Annotated in this window: 15 protein-coding genes; 3 read left to right on the top strand and 12 right to left on the bottom strand. The window is 52.8% G+C overall.

Annotated elements, in window-relative coordinates:
* Positions 1–28 precede the first annotated feature (28 nt).
* Together ACGG90_RS03820 and ACGG90_RS03815 are read right to left on the bottom strand one after the other, a co-directional pair.
* A complete protein-coding gene (locus ACGG90_RS03820; protein ID WP_390406056.1) occupies positions 29–6,088 on the bottom strand; it encodes a MucBP domain-containing protein in 6,060 nt (2,019 codons plus the stop codon).
* A 143-nt stretch (positions 6,089–6,231) separates the two neighbouring features.
* Complete coding sequence (locus ACGG90_RS03815) at positions 6,232–7,107, bottom strand: LysR family transcriptional regulator (protein ID WP_390406054.1); 876 nt, start codon at positions 7,105–7,107, stop codon at positions 6,232–6,234.
* A gap of 143 nt (positions 7,108–7,250) precedes the next feature.
* Here ACGG90_RS03815 and ACGG90_RS03810 point away from each other — a divergent pair, with 143 nt between their 5' ends.
* Positions 7,251–7,979 carry a DUF554 domain-containing protein gene (locus ACGG90_RS03810; protein WP_390406052.1) on the top strand — a complete coding sequence of 243 codons (729 nt, stop codon included), beginning with the start codon at positions 7,251–7,253 and terminating at the stop codon, positions 7,977–7,979.
* A gap of 66 nt (positions 7,980–8,045) precedes the next feature.
* Here the strand turns inward: ACGG90_RS03810 and ACGG90_RS03805 are convergent, their stop codons facing one another.
* The 5 genes from ACGG90_RS03805 to ACGG90_RS03785 all read right to left on the bottom strand — a co-directional run bounded on the left by ACGG90_RS03805 (position 8,046) and on the right by ACGG90_RS03785 (position 13,377).
* Complete coding sequence (locus ACGG90_RS03805; protein WP_390406051.1) at positions 8,046–8,351, bottom strand: hypothetical protein; 306 nt, start codon at positions 8,349–8,351, stop codon at positions 8,046–8,048.
* Positions 8,352–8,425: 74 nt separating this feature from the next.
* Positions 8,426–9,289, bottom strand: coding sequence for an L-serine ammonia-lyase, iron-sulfur-dependent, subunit alpha (gene sdaAA, locus ACGG90_RS03800; protein WP_390406050.1), 864 nt, complete (start codon positions 9,287–9,289; stop codon positions 8,426–8,428).
* A gap of 11 nt (positions 9,290–9,300) precedes the next feature.
* The gene (gene sdaAB / locus ACGG90_RS03795) at positions 9,301–9,966 is read right to left on the bottom strand and encodes an L-serine ammonia-lyase, iron-sulfur-dependent subunit beta (RefSeq protein ID WP_390406048.1); all 666 of its coding nucleotides are present in this window, start codon (positions 9,964–9,966) and stop codon (positions 9,301–9,303) included.
* 123 nt (positions 9,967–10,089) lie between these two features.
* Complete coding sequence (locus tag ACGG90_RS03790) at positions 10,090–11,502, bottom strand: C69 family dipeptidase (protein WP_390406047.1); 1,413 nt, start codon at positions 11,500–11,502, stop codon at positions 10,090–10,092.
* Positions 11,503–11,553: 51 nt separating this feature from the next.
* On the bottom strand, positions 11,554–13,377 hold the full coding sequence (locus ACGG90_RS03785) for an OPT/YSL family transporter (RefSeq protein ID WP_390406045.1): 1,824 nt from the start codon (positions 13,375–13,377) through the stop codon (positions 11,554–11,556).
* Positions 13,378–13,650: 273 nt separating this feature from the next.
* Here ACGG90_RS03785 and ACGG90_RS03780 point away from each other — a divergent pair, with 273 nt between their 5' ends.
* Both ACGG90_RS03780 and ACGG90_RS03775 read left to right on the top strand, forming a co-directional pair.
* Complete coding sequence (locus ACGG90_RS03780) at positions 13,651–14,061, top strand: peptide deformylase (RefSeq protein ID WP_390406043.1); 411 nt, start codon at positions 13,651–13,653, stop codon at positions 14,059–14,061.
* Positions 14,062–14,073: 12 nt separating this feature from the next.
* Entirely contained in the window at positions 14,074–14,610 is a 537-nt protein-coding gene (locus ACGG90_RS03775; protein WP_390406041.1) for a GNAT family N-acetyltransferase, read from the top strand.
* Positions 14,611–15,120: 510 nt separating this feature from the next.
* Here the strand turns inward: ACGG90_RS03775 and ACGG90_RS03770 are convergent.
* The 5 genes from ACGG90_RS03770 to nadA all read right to left on the bottom strand — a co-directional run bounded on the left by ACGG90_RS03770 (position 15,121) and on the right by nadA (position 19,389).
* Positions 15,121–15,804: a hypothetical protein gene (locus ACGG90_RS03770; RefSeq protein ID WP_390406039.1), complete on the bottom strand. Its 684-nt coding sequence runs from the start codon at positions 15,802–15,804 to the stop codon at positions 15,121–15,123.
* A complete protein-coding gene (locus ACGG90_RS03765; RefSeq protein ID WP_390406037.1) occupies positions 15,797–16,789 on the bottom strand; it encodes a linear amide C-N hydrolase in 993 nt (330 codons plus the stop codon). Before ACGG90_RS03765 ends, ACGG90_RS03770 begins: the two co-directional genes overlap by 8 nt.
* Positions 16,789–17,112, bottom strand: coding sequence for a thioredoxin family protein (locus ACGG90_RS03760; RefSeq protein WP_390406035.1), 324 nt, complete (start codon positions 17,110–17,112; stop codon positions 16,789–16,791). The genes ACGG90_RS03765 and ACGG90_RS03760 overlap by 1 nt, the downstream gene beginning before the upstream one ends.
* A gap of 84 nt (positions 17,113–17,196) precedes the next feature.
* Positions 17,197–18,291, bottom strand: a complete 1,095-nt coding sequence (locus tag ACGG90_RS03755; RefSeq protein WP_390406033.1) for a cysteine desulfurase family protein — start codon at positions 18,289–18,291, stop codon at positions 17,197–17,199.
* Positions 18,292–18,303: 12 nt separating this feature from the next.
* Positions 18,304–19,389 (bottom strand): quinolinate synthase NadA, encoded by a 1,086-nt coding sequence (gene nadA, locus ACGG90_RS03750; protein WP_390406032.1) that lies wholly within the window; start codon positions 19,387–19,389, stop codon positions 18,304–18,306.

Raw genomic sequence — 19,389 nt, 5'->3', positions numbered from 1 at the left:
TCAATTGGCGAGGATGCCTTTTGTAAAATCATTCGTCGCGCCGAGCCTCAGTTAAGCCCACGATGCCCAGCAGGAAGGCGCCTAGCAGCGCCAACATTGAGGCTGCGTGGTCCCCAGTTTGCGGCAATGCTTGACGTGTCGCCTTGCGACTTGGCTGTTGCACTGCCGCCTTGCGACTTGGCTGTTGCACTGCCGCCTTGCCTGCAGACGTTGGTGTGGCTTCAGCATCGGTGTCAGGCAGCATTGTGCGCGCGGCCGGTTGTGCTGACTGTGCTTGAAGCCGTGTTGGCGTAGTCGTTACGGTATTTGCAGCACCATTCGGCGTTTGCGTACTGTTGGCGTTGTCGATTGGTGTGCTTGGTGGATTGCCGCCGTTATCCACCGGTGTGCTTGGTGGATTGCCACCGTTATCCACTGGCGTGCTTGGTGCGGTGCCGCCGTTATTCACTGGTGTGCTTGGTGCGGTACCGCCGTTGTCGATTGGCGTACTTGGTGGATTGCCACCGTTATCCACCGGTGTGATTAGTGGATTACCGCCGTTGTCGATTGGCGTGCTTGGTGCGGTGCCGCCGTTGTCGATTGGCGTACTTGGTGGATTGCCACCGTTATCCACCGGTGTACTTGGTGGATTGCCGCTGTTATCCACCGGTGTGCTTGGTGGGTTCCCACCGTTATCCACCGGTGTGCTTGGTGCGGTGCCGCCGTTGTCGATTGGCGTGCTTGGTGGATTACCACCGTTATCCACTGGCGTGCTTGGTGCAGTGCCACCGTTATCCGCTGGTGTGCTTGGTGGATTGCCGCTGTTATCCACCGGTGTACTTGGTGGATTGCCGCTGTTATCCACCGGTGTGCTTGGTGCGGTGCCACCGTTATCGACTGGTGTACTTGGTGGATTGCCGCCGTTATCTACTGGTGTGCTCGGTGGATTACCGCCGTTGTCGACTGGCCCACCTGGAACCCCTGTACCAGTATTTGTCACAGGAACTGGCCGATACAGTAACGTGATGGTTTGTGGCTCCGCACTTAAAGTGCCAGTTAAAGGTGCTGACTCGTCAGCCAGTCCAACATAGCGATAACCGTCGATCACTATCGGCGCCACGGTATAGCCATTCCCCACTGAACCGGTTTTCACGATGTCATTGCCCAACGGTTTCCCATCGATGTCGACAAAATGGATCCTTAACTCGCCAGCTTTTATTGGTTCAGGAACTTGGCTTGGTTTCGCATGGTAAACCAAGGTGATATCTGTTGGCTGCGCGACAAACTTTCCTGTCAATGGTGCAGAGTTTTTGCCTAACTCAGTATACGTATAACCGCCGATCGGCTTTGGCACGACGGTATAGCCGTTGCCGATATTACCCTGTTTAGTTTCATCAAGCGCTACTGGCACACCATGATCATCCACGTAATGGATCGTCAGCGAGGCTGCAACTGGGTCAGGCAACTTGTGTTCATTCTGGTTGTATACCAGCGTGATGTTGGTCGGGTCTTTGGTAAACACTCCAGTCAGAGATGCGGAATCTTTGCCTAATTCGCCGTAATGATAGCCGCCGATTTTCGGGGGTTCAATCGCATAGCCATTGCCGACGTTGCCCGCTTTGACCTCATCAGATTTGATTGTCGCACCATATTCATCCACATAATGGATCGTCAGCGAGGCTGCAACTGGGTCAGGCAACTTGTGTTCATTCTGGTTGTATACCAGCGTGATGTTGGTCGGGTCTTTGGTAAACACTCCAGTCAGAGGTGCGGAATCTTTGCCTAATTCGCCGTAATGATAGCCGCCGATTTTCGGGGGTTCAATCGCATAGCCATTGCCGACGTTGCCCGCTTTGGTCTCATCAGATTTGATCGTGGCACCATATTCATCCACATAATGGATCGTCAACGAGGCTGCGACTGGGTCAGGCAACTTGTGTTCATTCTGGTTGTATACCAGTGTGATATTGGTTGGGTCTTTCGTAAACTGGCCAGTCAATGGTGCGGAATCTTTGCCTAATTCGCCGTACTGATAGCCGCCGATTTTCGGGGGTTCAATCGCATAGCCATTGCCGACGTTGCCCGCTTTGACCTCATCAGATTTGATTGTGGCACCGTATTCATCCACGTAATGGATCGTCAACGAGGCTGCGACTGGGTCAGGCAACTTGTGTTCATTCTGGTTGTATACCAGTGTGATATTGGTCGGGTCTTTCGTAAACACTCCAGTCAGAGATGCGGAATCTTTGCCTAATTCGCCATACTGATAGCCGCCGATTTTCGGGGGTTCAATCGCATAGCCATTGCCGACGTTGCCTGTTTTAGTCTCATCATGTTTGATTGTGGCACCATATTCATCCACGTAATGGATCGTCAACGAGGCTGCAACTGGGTCAGGCAACTTGTGTTCATTCTGGTTGTATACCAGTGTGATATTGGTCGGGTCTTTCGTAAACACTCCAGTCAGAGATGCGGAATCTTTGCCTAATTCGCCATACTGATAGCCGCCGATTTTCGGGGGTTCAATCGCATAGCCATTGCCGACGTTGCCTGTTTTAGTCTCATCATGTTTGATTGTGGCACCATATTCATCCACGTAATGGATCGTCAACGAGGCTGCAACTGGGTCAGGCAACTTGTGTTCATTCTGGTTGTATACCAGTGTGATATTGGTCGGGTCTTTCGTAAACACTCCAGTCAGAGATGCGGAATCTTTGCCTAATTCGCCATACTGATAGCCGCCGATTTTCGGCGGTTCAATCGCATAGCCATTGCCGACGTTGCCTGTTTTAGTCTCATCATGTTTGATTGTGGCACCATATTCATCCACATAATGGATCGTCAACGAGGCTGCAACTGGGTCAGGCAACTTGTGTTCATTCTGGTTGTATACCAGTGTGATATTGGTTGGGTCTTTCGTAAACTGTCCAGTCAATGGTGCGGAATCTTTGCCTAATTCGCCATACCGATAGCCGCCGATTTTCGGCGGTACAACTGTATAACTGTTGCCAACATTTCCCGCTTTGGTCTCATCAGATTTGATCGTCGCACCATATTCATCCACGTAATGGATCGTCAAAGAGGCTGCGACTGGGTCAGGCAACTTGTGTTCATTCTGGTTGTATACCAGCGTGATATTGGTCGGGTCTTTGGTAAACTGGCCGGTCAATGGCGCGGAATCTTTACCTAGCTCAGTATATGTGTAGCCGCCGATTTCCGGTGGTACAATCGCATAGCCATTGCCGACGTTACCTGTTTTAGTCTCATCATGTTTGATTGTCGCACCATATTCATCCACGTAATGGATCGTCAAAGAGGCTGCGACTGGGTCAGGCAACTTGTGTTCATTCTGGTTGTATACCAGCGTGATGTTGGTCGGGTCTTTGGTAAACTGGCCGGTCAATGGTGCGGAATCTTTACCTAGCTCAGTATATGTGTAGCCGCCGATTTCCGGTGGTACAATCGCATAGCCATTGCCGACGTTGCCCGCTTTGGTCTCATCAGACTTGATTATCGCACCATATTCATCCACGTAATGGATCGTCAATGGGCCAGCATCGACTGGATTTGGAACTTCGCTTGAAAGCTTATGATAAACCAATGTTACAGTCTGTGCATCGACGGTCAAGGTGCCTTCCAATGCAGCTGAACCGTCTTTCAGCTTTTCAAAACCGTAACCTGGGATTGGGTGGTGTTCGTCCACCTGATACGCTTCGCCAACCGAGCCCTCTTTGACAATCGGATCGGCAATTTCGTGCCCCGCTTCATCTTCGTACTTGACTGTCAGGCTGCCGGCATTTTGCTTGTATTGTAAAATTACCGTCTGAGGTTCGGCGGTCAAGGTGCCTTCTAATGCAGCTGAATCGTCTTTCAACTTATCAAATTTGTAGCCGTCAATTTTACGTTCTTCCACCTGATACGCTTCACCAACAGAGCCCTCTTCGACAGTAGGATCAGCAATTTCGTGCCCCGCTTCATCTTCGTACTTGACTGTCAGGCTGCCGGCATTTTGCTTGTATTGTAAAATTACCGTCTGAGGTTCGGCGGTCAAGGTGCCTTTTAATTCAGCAGAATTATCGGCCAACTTATCAAATTTGTAGCCGTCAATTTGGCGCTCGTCCACCTGATACGCTTCACCAACCGAGCCATCTTTGACAATAGGATCAGCAATTTCGTGACCGGCTTCATCTTCGTACTTGACTGTCAGGCTGCCGGCATTTTGCTTGTATTGTAAAATTACCGTCTGAGGTTCGGCGGTCAAGGTGCCTTCTAATGCAGCTGAATCGTCTTTCAACTTATCAAATTTGTAGCCGTCAATTTTGCGTTCTTCCACCTGATACGCTTCACCAACAGAGCCCTCTTCGACAGTAGGATCAGCAATTTCATGACCGGCTTCATCTTCGTACTTGACTGTCAGGCCGCCGGCTGTTTGCTTGTATTGCAAAATTACCGTCTGAGGTTCGGCGGTCAAGGTGCCTTTTAATGCAGCAGAATTATCGGCCAACTTATCAAAGTCGTAGCCGTTAATTTTGCGCTCGTCCACCTGATACGCTTCCCCAACAGAGCCCTCTTTGACAATAGGATCGGCAATTTCATGACCCGCTTCATCTTCGTACTTGATTGTCAGGCTGCCGGCGTTTTGCTTGTATTGCAAAGTTACCGTTTGGTCTTCTTCGATAAATTTGCCCGCCAACCCCGGAGAATCTTTACCCAAACCATCTTCGGTATAACCTTCAATGGTCGGCCGGGTCACTGAATAAGGCGTACCGACGTTGCCAGTGAGTGTCGTGCTAGGTTGAATTTCTTTACCGTTTTGATCAACGTACTTGACGTTGATCTTTGATTGCTTCACAAATGGCAGAACCACGTTGTTGTCGTCGCCAGTGACGATCGTGGCATACTGGGTGGCTGCCAAGCCGTAGTCACCGACTGCTGGCACGGCATACGCCGCAGTCAATGGCCGCCCATCTTCGGCAGTTGTTGGCGCTTGTGTGCCTTCAGGGTAGAACGCCACTGTGTTGCCGGCGCTGGCTTTAATGCCGGATTGCTTCGGGCCGTTGACGCCTTCAGGCAAGCCGGTACTGGAAATATTTAAGCTGCTGCCGGCAGGCGTGTAGCTGTAGCTGTTGATCTTGGCATCAAATTGCGCATGGGACATCGCCGTAGCGGCAGAAACCCCCATAGTGTAGCCTTTGCCTCGCCAAGCGGCTGGCACTGGAAATTTCCAAGTTTGCACAAGCTTGCCAGCGCCATCAAGGACATTCGTGGTGATGGTATGCCCTTTGGCGTCATACTTCATGTCAAAAGTGTAGGCCATATCAACCCGCTTGACCGTTTCACCTTCTTTGCCGGCGATTTGATTTGTTTCAATCGGTGTATCTAAGGCATAAGCCGGCGCCGTCTTTTGCAGCACCGATTTAGAAATCGTGGCACTGGATGAATAAACCAGCCAACGCGCTGGTGTGTACTTCGTGCCATCCGGCGCAGTTACCCGGCCTTCAGCGTTGGATGAAATATTAAAGCTGATCAGATTGCCAGAATCCACATAATCAGCATAGGCGATTCCCAGCCCCGAGCCAATTTCGGCATCCTCGATTACATCATTAACGCTTAACGGCTCGAAAAACAGCGCCGTGCCATCACCGCCGACCCAAGTGCCCAAGCTGTTGTCATAAGCGACATGCATCGTGACGCTCAAGGCGAAGTCACTGGTGAAATCCACCTGGCGATTTGCCAGCAACAGCACTGTACCTGTAGTGAAGTTCAAATTTGGCAGAGGTTTTTCTTTGCCAGTGGTCAGCGAAACCTCGCGGCCGCTGATTGTTTTCAAGTTGCCAGCCAGATCTGACACTGTAAAATACTGGGCCATGTTCTCATCGGTGATTGCAACGGCATCTCCAGCAGTATGCTCAGGATCAATCGAGATATTCCCGTCGTCATCAGTTGTCGTGACGATGGTTGCATCATCCGCTGCTTGCACCGTTTGCGCCTGCCAGCCGGCAACTTGACCCACCCCAGTCGCCACCCCTACCCCGAAGGTGACCACTGCGGCTGCGACCCACAACTTCCCTGCGCGATACAATTTTACCCGCCTAATTGGTTCGCTCATTTCATTTTCCTCCACAGAATGCGATTTCATCTCCAGCATTAGTATAGGGGGTAAAATGTCAACTTTTTGCTCAATATGCATAAGAATCTGTTGCTAACTTTGGTGCGGCGTGCAGCAAAAACGGCCTGCTTTTCAGCAGACCGTTAATTCCTGGCTTGGCAGAATTCCCAAAAGGCATCGCAAGCCGGCGTATGATGGCCATGCCTGCGGATGAACGCCAGGTGACTTGTGATCGTTGGCGTTAGCGGCACGGCTTTGACATTAGGGTAATTGTCCAGATCCACCGAGCGTGCCATCATGATCGCCACGCCCATTCCGCGGTTGACCATGCCAGCGACTAAATCAATGCGCTGGCCGATATAAGCGATTTTAGGCTGCACTTGCGCCTGCGCCAGCAAATCGCGCACCGGCTGATACAAACCAGTCGCTTCGCTTAGCAAAAGCAGCGACTGATCAGCTAATTGACTGACTGCCAACTTCTCGCTTTGGGCAAGTGCCTGATTGTTCGGCACCAAGGCGACAAAATGATCCTTCTCGCCGAGGATCACGTCATATTGGGGATGATCATTGTCAAACAACCGCGTGAACACCACGTCACAAGCCCCACTGTTTAAGCTTGGCAGCAGCGTTTGCGTTTCGGCTTCGCCAAATTGCATTTCGATTTGCGGATCTTGTTTAGTAAATGCGGCGATCGTGTTGAAGGCCTTATATTGTGAAATTGACGGGATAGCCCGCACCACCAAGCGCATGCCGGCTTCTTTGCGCTTGGCGGCCAGTGCGTCTTGCCACTGTGCAGCAGTGGCGACGATCTTTTGCGCATAAGGCAAGGTGAAGCGCCCAGCAGCCGTCAAGCTGACGGTGCGATGCGAGCGGTCGAACAACTCCACATCCAATTCTTCTTCTAATGATTTGATCTGCTTGGACACCGTAGCTTGAGTGATATATAAGTGACTAGCGGTTTCGGTATAATTCAAAGTCTTTGCCAAATCGACAAAAGTCGCAAGCTTGCGCAGTTCCATAACAGCCTCCCGAGAATCCGTAAACATTCTTGTTTGGAATAGTCTACCACATTAATGCGAATTGTTCTTGCCCACTGACTTCTGTAGACTAAAGATCGTGCTTATTTCAGGCAGCTTGGCTGCAAATTTTGGGAGGCAACATCGTGCCAGTTGGTATTATCATTAACGCTTTAGCCGTTTTACTCGGCGGAATCTTTGGCGCGCTTGGCGGCAAACACATGTCAGAAAGCTTCAAAGCGGGGTTGAATATGGTGTTTGGCGCGTGTTCCATGGCCATGGGGATCTTCTCGATTGCCCCGATGAAGAATATGTCTGCGGTAATTTTTGCCATTATCTTAGGCACCGGCTTGGGGCTGCTCATTCATTTAGGCGACTTGCTCAACAAAGGCGCCAAAGCGATGCAGACGCTGATCGTGCGCTTTGTCCCTAACACCAGCGAAAACATGAGTGAACAAGAATTCGACGCCACTTTGGTTACCGTGATCGTGTTGTTTTGCGCATCTGGCACGGGGATCTATGGCGCTTTGACTGAAGGGATGAACGGCGATGCGTCGATCCTGATTGCCAAGTCGATCCTGGATTTCTTCACCGCGGCGATTTTTGCGGCGAATCTGGGGTATGTGGTGGCCTTGATCGCCATTCCCCAGTTTGTCATTTTCTTCTTGTTGTTCCTCGGCGCAGGCGTCATTTATCCATTGACGACGCCGAATATGATCTTGGACTTCAAAGCCGCCGGCGGCATCTTGATGCTGGCCACTGGCTTTAGAATGGTGGAAATCAAGATGTTCCCGACTGCTGATATGATCCCAGCGATGGTATTGGTGATGCCGCTGTCGTGGTTGTGGATGACAGTCATCATGCCGCTGCTTTAGCCGCATATAAAAGGCCTTGCTTGACGATTGTGAAATCGCCAGGCAAGGCCTTTTACTGATTCGATTTTAATCCAATACCGGCTTGAACATGCCTTCTTCAACCCAAGCGCGCATCAAGCGCACGGCAAACGCCTGCGCTTGTTCGCCGCCGAGTTCCGGTTTGGTCGCTTCCACGACGCGCCCCAGCGCCTTGGTGGTGACCGTGTGATCGGCGATGGTTTGGGTCATCATGAACTGATTGAGCTGATCGATCTCGCTTTCTGTGAACCCGAACTCAAGGTACAATAACGAACTGGAATGAATATTCAGCTTCTTGTTGATGCGCCCTAAGACGTCCAAGATCAAGATGCGATCGTTCTCTTCTTCTCCCATACTCACGGCTCCTCATCATTTTCACATTAAGTATATCACAGAAGTGGGTTGTACTAGAGCAGATCGCATAAAAACTAACCGAAGATCTTCTGTTTCAATTTAATGGCCGTTGGCGTTGCTGCCAATCCACCTTCACCGGTTTCCCGCAGCGCGCTTGGCAATTGCACCCCCACGCGGCGCACCGCTTCGATGACTTCATCAGTCGGGATTACCGAGATCATCCCCGCCAGTGCCATATCGGCAGAAATCATCGCCTGACTGGCGCCTAGTGCGTTGCGCTTGACGCAAGGCACTTCGACTAATCCTGCTACCGGATCACACACCAAACCCATCATATTCTGCAAGGTGATGGCCACTGCCGCACTGGCTTGTTCCACGCTGCCGCCTTTGGCCATGACTAACGCCGCAGCCGCCATGGCCGAAGCTGAGCCGACTTCTTCTTGACAGCCGCCTTCTGCCCCGGCGATGCCGGCATTGTTGGCGATCACCAAGCCAAACGCACCAGCAGTAAACAAGAAGTCCACCTGCTGCTCGCGCGACATGTGCAAGCGATCACGCACCGCCGTTAACACCCCGGCTAACACGCCGGCAGAACCGGCGGTAGGCGTGGCGCAAATCAGGCCCATTTTGGCATTGACTTCATTGACTGCCACGGCGTTGCGCACTGCCTCTAGGATCGGCTGACCGGATAAGAAATCGCCTGTCTCGATATAGTCGTCCATTTTCTTGGCTTCCCCGCCGGTCAAGCCGGTATGCGACTTAACGCCTGCCACCCCTTGGGCGACAGATTGTTCCATGACTTCCAAGTTGCGCAGCATCAGCTGGCGGATCTGCTCGCGAGAACGGGTGGTGTTTTGCATTTCCGTGGCGATCATCAATTCCGCCACCGATGGATAATCGTGGCTTTGACTCACCAATTCATTGATCGTATAAAACATAGCTGCCCCTTTTACTCGAAGAATGTGACATTGACCATATGCGGCAAGGCCTTCAATTGCGCCAAGATCGCCGGGTCATACGCATCGACTTCCACGATCATGATCGCCCGCTGGCCTTTGGCTTCGCGAGTGACGGTCATGGTCCCGATATTGATCGTCGCCTGGGAGAAAATGGTGGTGACCGCCGCGATCATCCCAGGAACGTCTTCGTGGATCGTGATGTAAGTCGGCGTCCCCATCGACAGCGAGATCTTGAAGCCGTTAAGTTCGGTGATGCGAATGTTGCCGCCGCCGATCGACTCGCCTAACACCGTCAGCTTATGGTCGCCTTTGGTTAAGACAATCCGTGCGGAATTGGGATGATCGACTTTGTCGGATTTCGGCACGAACGTCACCTTGATGCCGGCTTCATGCGCCAAGCGCAGCGAATCAGGCAAGCGCGCATCGTCAGGCGCCATGCCTAACAAGCCGCCGACAATGGCGACATCGGTGCCATGGCCGCGGTAAGTCTTGGCAAAAGATTCATAAAGGTAAACATCGATGCGCTGCGGCTGCTCGCCAAAAATGTCGCGCACCACATGGCCGATCCTGGCAGCGCCTGCGGTATGCGACGAACTGGGACCGACCATCACCGGGCCGATAATATCAAAGACGCTATGAAATCTCACTTCTGGCATGACTGTTTCTCCATTGCTTAAGATAGTTCCACACTAACACGTTTGTGCCAATTGCGCACGAAAAACGTGCCACAGCAATGGCCTGCCAAACCCCAAAAACAGTTTGGCAGGCCATTCAGTGGTTTATAGGTTGGGATCCATCTTAAACGTCAGCTTCGACAACTCGGTACCTTGTGTCATCAAATCAAACAAGAAGGCTTTGGTGACTTGATTATAATGCGTCACGATGGCATGGTTTTGCGCGGTGAGATAATCCGTCAAGGCTGCCCCTTTTAAATCTGCCGCCGCAGTAGCCACTGCAGCCAGCTTGCGGCGGGCCCATTCGCCTAAGTCCTTCTGATAGGCGAGATCTTGTTCGATGAATTCGGCGTAATGGCTTTCTACTACCATCGCCAAGGCTTCATACAACCAATACGCCGAAGCCAGATCCATGGTTGCTGGGACATTGGCGTAAGTGGGGTCAATGTCAGTGGCATTGGTCAGCATCGGTACATGCGGGCAGAACGTCGGAATGCCAAAGCCGACCCATTGCACGCCGCCAAGCACATCGCTGCGGCCTTGCAGGATATGGGAATTGGCGGTACGCGACAAACTGATGGCGCGATAAGTCAGCTTGTCATGGGTGCTGCCGCCACCTAAAGGATCATATTGGGTTTCATCATAATGCGACTTCAACACATATTGAATATCTTCCAAGCTCAATTTGCGGCTGGGCTTGCGGATAAATGGCAATTCAGCAGACTCGGGATCTTGGCTTTGGTCTTCTGGGTTGAAATACCTTTGGGCAAACCACACACGCGGCGTGTTGTAGTGGTGATCTTTTTCCGTATCGGTGCCGAAAATATGCCGGAAGTTAAAGCCGGTTTCATCTGGATTCAGGTGATGCGCATCCACAAACTCCCGAATACCTGGCGCCCATTGGAAGTTTGCGGGATCATCAAAGTCGATTTGCTGAATGGCAACTTGGTTGGCTGCCACGGCGTAACAATCATCGGGGATGCGCACGGCGACCCACATGTGGCCGGTGACGATTTCCATATACCACACTTCAGCTTGATCAATGAATTGCACGCCATTGCCTTCAGCCGAGCCGTATTTGGCCACTAATTCACCAAGATACTGCACACCATGGCGCGCCGAGTCAATAAACGGCAGCACCAAGGTGGTTAAGGCATCTTCTGCCAAGCCATTCTTGACAAAAGGATCATACGCTAACACGCGCTGATTGGCATAGACAGATTCCGTCGCGGATTCGCCAACGCCGCGTTCGTTGAAGCCGTCTTCTTCGTTAGGCCCGGCACTTTGATCCACGTCAGGCGTGGCTGAATAACGATAGCCGCTGGCCGGCAGCGGCACGGTTAAGCCGTTATACGCTGAGACAAAAGTTTCCTCGCGGTTTGAAACTGCCGGTTTGATCACGACAGCTTTAGGATAAATCGCCTGCAAGCGGTCTTCGTTGCGGGAAATATAAGTCGCCCCTTCAAGCGACGCGGCCTTACCAACCATGATCGAAGTACATGCTGAACGTTGTGTCACAATGCTTCCCCCTTATGTCTAAACAACTGTCTTCATTATGCGCGCCGGCGGTTATTTCGCCAAGCGCGACTTCAACAACGGCCCCACAATCGCCACACTTAACAACACCAACAAGCCTACTGCCGGCCACGTGCCGCTTGGCGTGTGGGCGTGGATCAAGCCGGACACTTGCAGCAAGATCCCAATCAGCCCGATCAAGCTGCCGCCGGCGATCAACCCAGACGCCAAGCTCACCCCGGAATCTTCGCGCTGTTTGCGCAACTGCGTATCTTTGGTGGCGCGCTGCACCGCCACGCGCAACAAGGCGCCGACTAAGATTACGCTGGTGGTAGCCATGGGCAGATAAAAGCCTAACGCCACAGTCATGATCGGCAGTTTTAACGCCCAGCACACAATCGCCAACATCACCCCGACAATGATCATGATCCAAGGCAAATGCCCAGACATGATCCCATCAGTTAACGTCGCGATCAAGTTGGCTTGCGGCAAGCCAAAAGGCGGATTGGCACCGGTGATGGCCAATTGGGGACTTAACAAGCTGGTGGTGGCGATCACCACCACCACGCCGATCAGCGCCGCGGCCAAGAAATACCGTTGCATCACGCGCCGATCTTGTTTGACCAAGTAGTTGACCTTTTGCGTTTGGGTATAAGCGCCGCCTACAGAAATCGCGGTCACGATAAACACCCCAAACAATAACAGCCACTGGGTGTGCTGATTGTCAGACCAGCCGCATAACACAAAAACTAAGGTCATGATCACCAAACTGGCAATGGTCATCCCTGACACTGGCGCATTGGAACAGCCAATGGTACCGGCCATGCGCGCTGACACAATGATGAATAACAAGGCCAACACTAACGCTAACACCCCAGCGACAATCGCCAACCAGAAGTTATCTGCCACGATCAAACCCACCACAAAGATCCCCACACAAGCTGCCCCAATGCCGGCTAAGCCCAGCGTGTTGCGACTGGTGCCGCCAGCAGCCGACATGGTTTGGGCCAGCGAGCGGCGGATCACTGGCACCAAGCGCAGCGCGCCGATCAAGCCGCCGCACAACATCATCCCTGCGCCAATATATTTAGAATACGCGCCAGCCAACGCATCCACGCCTAAGTGATTGATCGCCGCGGTGCCATTCCAAACAATGGCGCTATCGCCAGCCATTTGCGTAAAATACGCGATCAAAGGCGTCACCGCAAAATTGGCCAGAAGCGACCCGGCAAACATCGTCAACGACACGTCCAACCCCACCACAAACCCGATCCCCGCCAGCATCGGATTGACTTCTAAGGCAAACTTCCAGCGATAAGCAGCACTGCCCACAAACGTCAGCGTGGTGTTCACCCAGCCAAATACCTGCGTCGACACTGCCGTCAGCGCCCCGCCAACGCCAAAGCCCCAAGCCATTTGCTTCAAGCTGTCGCTGCCTGATTCACCAGCTTCAAGCGCCGTGGCAATGGCTTGGGCTTCTGGATACATCAACTTGCCGTCTTCTTCCACGACCATATAATGCTCCACGACACTGGCCACACCCACGGCAAACAACACCGCTAACATCCCCACCGCGATGCCTTGCCACAAGCTGACGCGCCCGCCGATCAAGATGATTGCCGGCACCACATAGATCATGCCGCTGGCAATGGACTCCCCGCCGCTGGACATGCCTTGGATCAAGTTCTTGCCGCGCATGCCTTGGCTTCTTGCAACGACTTTCACCAACCCGGCGCCGATGATCGCCCCAGGGATCCCTGCCGCCACCGTTAACCCCGCCTTCATCCCAGAATAAGCCGTGCTGGCGGCAAAAATGATCGCCAATACCGTGCCGATCACCATCACGATGCCGCGGCCAGCCGCTTTTGATTTATCCATGCGTTAATCCTCACCCTTTTCATCAATTAACCGTCATGGTAAGCTAGTTCGGGAATCGGTACAATTGTTATGAACAAGCCTTAATGAATCCGGAAGCAATTCACATGATCCAAATAAAAATATCCGCAATAAATAGTTTCATTCGTAAATCGTCAACGCTGTGCGCAACCATCCCGACTGGATACAAATATTTCGATATTCATACTGATGAGGAATCTGCCATTCTCTCAGCAAAGAATGTGTATAATGAGACTAATCACATGGAGGTGTTTCATGATCCAACCTATCAACAAGAATCCTTTGACCTTGGCCCAACCTGCGCGTCAAGCCTCACCTCAAGACGCGGCGATCATTCAAGATCTCAAAGACACCTTGGCCTTTCATCACGCTGAATGCGTCGGCATGGCTGCCAACATGATCGGCCAACCGGTAGCCATCATCATCGCGCAGCTGGGGCCAATGGCCATGCCGCTGGTCAATCCTGAAATCACCGCCCAAAGCGGGCCCTATCAAACTGAAGAAGGCTGTTTGTCACTGACTGGCCAGCGCCCCACCACCCGCTATCACCACATCACCGTGCGCTACTTAGATGCACAATTTCAAGTCCACACCCAAACCTTTAGCGATTACTTCGGGCAGATCATTCAACACGAATGCGATCACCTCAAAGGTATCTTGATTTAAAGGAAGTTTAGTATGTTCGAATATCGGATCGATCCCGAACTGGCCTTGGCCTTGCCGCGGCCGGAATATGACGCCGCCCCATTATTTGCGTTGGTGCAGCAAGACCGCACCATCTTGGGCCGCTATTTACCCTGGGTGGCAGGCATGCAAACCGCCGCACAAGAAGCGGCCTTCTTGCAAATGACCTTAGAACATTACGCCGCGCATCAGTCCTTGAACTTGGTGGTGCATTACCAAGATGAACAAGCCGGCATGATCTCGTTTAATCGCCTTGATCACGAAAACCACGCCGCAGACCTCGGCTATTGGCTAGGCGTCGCTTATCAAGGGCAAAACATCATGCACCGTGCCGTGTCCGGCATGTGCGCGCTGGGTTTCACCGACTTGGCCTTGCATCGTTTGGTGATCCGCGCCGCCGTTGACAACACCGCCTCCAACCGCGTGGCACAAAAAGCCGGCTTCACCTTGGAAGGCATGATCCGCGACAACGAGTTGCTCGCTGACGGCTATCACGATGAGAATCAATACAGCCGCCTTAAAACCGACTAACTAAAATGCCTCAACAACCGAAAGTTTCCGGTTGTTGAGGCATTTTTTGATGTCGTTAAGCTGCGCGACTCGACGCCCAACTCGGTATAGTATCGGCTGTTCGTGCTTATCCTGCTGTAGTTGATCAACACAGCAAGTGAGTAAACGCGATTTCCCGCTGAGTGTCATCTAGCCTGATTCGACGACAGTAGGCCAGGTGTTGCGTAGGTGCGTGGTGCGGCAAGCTGGTCAGGCCGTGAAACGATCAGCACAACAAGACTTGCGGTTTGTGCAAGGCTTGCTGTGCTGATCGCGGCAAATTCAGAGACAAGCAGGCGAGCAAAGCGAGCGCCTAGCTCTGAATTTAGGCGGAAAACACGCGCTTTTCAGCGTGGTTGGAGCCGGCCGCACCGCCTGCGCCAGCTTGCTGCACCACGCACCGCAGCAACACCTGGCCGGGCTTTTAACGACTGTGGTCTTCGTTGAGCGCCGCACAGCAACGCGGCGTGATATAAGTACGCTTTGGGGATTTTATTGTCTAATATTATCCACCAGCAAATGCCCATCCTCGGCATAAGCCAATTCCCACACTTCGGTGAAGCGCTGGATCAAGGCGTCGTCTTTAAGCTGCTGGTTATAAGCGTCTGGCTGGTGGGCATATTGGAAATAATCGCGCGCTTGGGCGGTGACCACGACATGCGGGTGATCGGCGTCAGACACTTCTTGGCTGGTGTCAACGATTGCCAATGAGTCTAAGCGATTGGTTTTGCCTTCGCGCTGCCAGCGCTCCAAAATCGCGCGCTGCTTGCCGTAACACTTAGCGGTCATTAACGGGTACAGTGCATCGACATTATTATCTGACCAAGCCGCTTCAACCGCATAGAACAGCTGCTCAAATTCTGGCGCCAAGTTTGCATCGATCGGATAAACGTCACCGGTTTTGGCACTGGTGTCGGCTTGCGTCTGGCGGCGATATCTGGCCAATTGCCACACCACAAAGCCAATGGCGATCAAAGCCCCTGGCCCGCCATATAACAAACGCCGCCGGCCAAAGAACATTCTCGGCCCGCCGATACTGCGGCTGCTGCCAAAGCTGGTGGTACCGCCGGTGCTCACATGTCCACCTGTCGCCCCACCGGCGCGCGCTGATACTGGCGTTAGCGGCAGCGCCAACAAAGCACATGCAACCACCAACATCACTAATTTTTTACGCATAGGGGCCTCCGTTCAACGTTTGGGCATGAAATTCATCCGGCGTGGCAAACACTTGCGGCACAGTTTGCGCCAACAAGTCGTCATCCAGCGTCAACACGCTGGCTTGTGCTTGTTGATAACTTTGATAATAATATTTTCGGCTGTTGGCACATGCTGCGGCACGATACACCGAATAAGTCGGCTGATGGCGGCTTTGCTTGACCACTGTCACCGCATCTAACAAATGCCACGCCAGCGTCAATGCCGCAGTTTCATCTGCAGCTTGATCACTGCGCTCCTTGAGATACGCCGCGCGAATGAACCGCGCGCCTGGTGTGTACGAACCGCTGGGGACCTTTTTGCCAGACAAATTACCAGTCGTGACCCGCGCAACATTAGGGCCCACGGTACCAGCCAGAAATTCCGGCGTAAATTCCACATAATCATGCATTCGGCGCAATTGTTCATCAAAATCCGGACTGTTCGTCACGACCCCCAGCGGATTCATGCGCAAGCGCAAAGGTGAAGCAGTCGGCTCCAACACCGCACACGCACCAGTTGTATCACTGATGGCAAAGTGCAGCTCAGGGTAACCGTATTTCGTGTCGCTTTGTTCATCAGCCATCAATTCCAACTCCGGCAAGCGCGCGGCAACGTCTTGTAAATTGCGGCAATTGCTTAACAGCCAAAAGCTCAGTTCAAAAGGCGCCAGCTGAATGCGATCAGCCCGCCTTTGCACATTGAGCTTTGCACCATTGGCAAAAGTCAGCTTCTGCACGCACAAGCCGTATTCGTTGACCCCATCTGACACATCGATGCGCCCAGGCTGCATGCTGCCGCCGCCGATCAGCGCATAACGCGTGCGATATTCATGATGATCAAAGGGGCTTTGCCAAGCGTAGTCACGCGGCACATAAAGCGGCTGCACCGCCAATGTCGGCCAGTCCATGGTGCGCGCCAACACATGGGTGAAATCTTGGGCGATCAAATGGATACTGGTACACATCACGCCACCTGCAACAAGCGCGTCAACGCCGCTTCGACTTCAGTTTGGGGATGATAGCCGATGAAATGCGCCACGATTTGGCCGTTTTGTTTGATGAGCAGCGTCGGCGCACTTTTGACGCCAATGGCTTCGGCCACATAGAAATCCTGATTCACCGACAACGCGACGAATTTCACACTGTCTGCGTAGGTCTTGGCCAGACGGCTTAAAACGTGGTCCATGCGTTCACACCCTGGGCAAAAGTCCATGCGAAAGTCCACCACCACCAACCCAGCAGCCGTCGCGCTTGCGTAATCACGGTCATGGATCAATTGAATACTCATCGTCATCCCTCATTTCTTGGTGGCCTTATTCTAACATTCGCCATCCAAATAAAAAAGCCTCACCGACTTTCGGCGAGGCAATGATTAAGCATAGCGGGCGTTGAGCTGTTCAACCACGGCCGCCACTTCAGCCACCGTGTTCTCTGGCCCAAAGGAAAGCCGAATGAACCGTTTGGCGGCATCTTCGCTTAACTGCAGCGCCATTAATGTGCGATCCGACCGCGGGTCGCGAATGCTGCAGGCACTCACCGTCGAAAAACAGATCCCGGCTTGACCCATGGCAGTGGCTGCTTCTTGACCTTGTGTGTGCGGCAGCACCAACCCCAAGATCCCAGCAAAACCGGCATCTGGCACGACTGGTTTGATACTTGGCGCCAGTTGGGTCAATACCGCTTGGCGCAGCGCTTGGTAATGGGCTTGATGCAAATCGCTTATCGCCGCTTCAAAGGCGGCTTCAGCGCTGACGATTCCTGGCACATCCATGGTGCCAGGCAAGAACCCATTTTGTTGGAAAACGTTGTGGAAGCGCGGCGCTACCGGCACACTTGGCGACAAATATAAGAAGCCGCAAGACTTAGGACCGTTGAACTTATGCGCACTGGCCGACCAGCCGGCAAACTCGCCCCACGCCACTTCCACCTTGCCCATGGCTTGCACCGCATCAACAAACAGCGGCACCTTGGCAGCTTGAGCCACTGCATTCAACTGTTTTAACGGCTGAGTGATGCCGGTGATACCATTGACCGCTTGGATCACCACCAAGCCCACATCAGGGGTAAGGGCTTGTTCAAGCGTTGCCGGTTGGATCTGGCCTTGGTCGTCTACTGGCAACACATTCACCTTAAAGCCGGCGACGCGCTGCAGGCGCTCTAAGATCTCATACACCGAAGAATGTTCCAGCGGGCTGACTAAGATCGTATGGCCGCTGGCGGCTTCAGCTAAGGCTTGAATCCCCAGCTGATTGGCTTCAGTGCCGCCGCTGGTGAAAATCAAACCTTCCGCTTGCACCTGTAATTTGCGGGCGATGGTAGTTTGCGCTTCTTGCACCAATTGGCCGGCGACGTTGCCGGCGTGATGCAGGCTTTCGCTGTTTTGATAGAAAGCCGTGGCCACTTTGGTGTAAGCCGCCAAGGCATCTGGGCTCATTCTGGTGGTTGCCGCATGATCAAAATCGATCATTGTCATTCCCCCTTAGCTTAACTCAAGCATGCGATCAAGCGCCTGCTTGGCCCAATAGGCGGTGTCTTGATCCACAGTGATTTGATTGGCCGGCTTGCCAGCTGCCAGCTGATCCATTGTCCAAGCCAAATGCGGCAAGTCGATGCGATTCATCAAGATGCAAGCACAAGACATCGGGTTGAGATACATCACATGCTGATCAGGATGATTGGCGATCAAGCGGCCGACTAAGTTGTTGTCAGTGCCCACAGCGATGCGCGCGTTGGCAGGTGCGGCATCGATATAGCGGATCAAATCAGCGGTAGAGCCGGCCACATCTGCAGCGGCGACGACTTCGTGCTTGCATTCAGAATGCACAATGATCTTGATGTCGGGATACTTAGCGCGCAAGGCCGTGATTTGCGCCACGTCAAATTGTTGATGCACGGAACAATAACCATTCCATAACACCACGCGGGCGGTGTTTGAACCTGCCAAGCGCCCGGCTTGCGGATCCCACAAAGCAATGTTGCTTTCTGGAATGCCGAGTTTCAACGCGGTGTTGCGGCCTAAATGCTGATCAGGCAAGAACAAGAGATGCTTGGCGTGATCCAGCGCCCAAGCCACGATTTTCGGGGCGTTGCTGGAAGTGACGACCACGCCGTTGTGCTTGCCCACGAAGGCTTTGATCGCGGCGGTGGAATTCACATAAGTCACCGGAATGAGGTCTGGCATGGTTTGGGTGAGCACTTGCCAAGCTTGGGTGAGCTGGAACACATTGGCCATATCCGCCATGGAACAGCCTGCCATTGGGTCCGGTAAGATCACGCGCTGATCGTCGGTGGTTAAGATGTCAGCTGTTTCAGCCATGAAGTGCACCCCGCAGAAAACGATCGTATCGGCGGTGTGATTTTGCGCAGCGATTTGGGCCAAGCGCAGCGAATCGCCGGTGGCATCGGCAAACTGCACCACTTCGTCTTTTTGATAATGATGCGCCACCAGCAATAAGCGCTCCCCAAAATCTGCTTTGATTGCTGCGACCCGCGCCGCTTGGGCGGCTGGATCTTCGTCGTAGTAGCGGGCAAAAGCCTCTTGTTGATCAAGTTGTGTCAGTAGCAT

Source organism: Lacticaseibacillus jixiensis (assembly GCF_042847315.1).
Classification (GTDB): Bacteria; Bacillota; Bacilli; order Lactobacillales; family Lactobacillaceae; genus Lacticaseibacillus; species Lacticaseibacillus jixiensis.
Note: the sequence above shows the minus strand (reverse complement) of the source record. Positions and strands in the feature narration are given on the sequence as shown.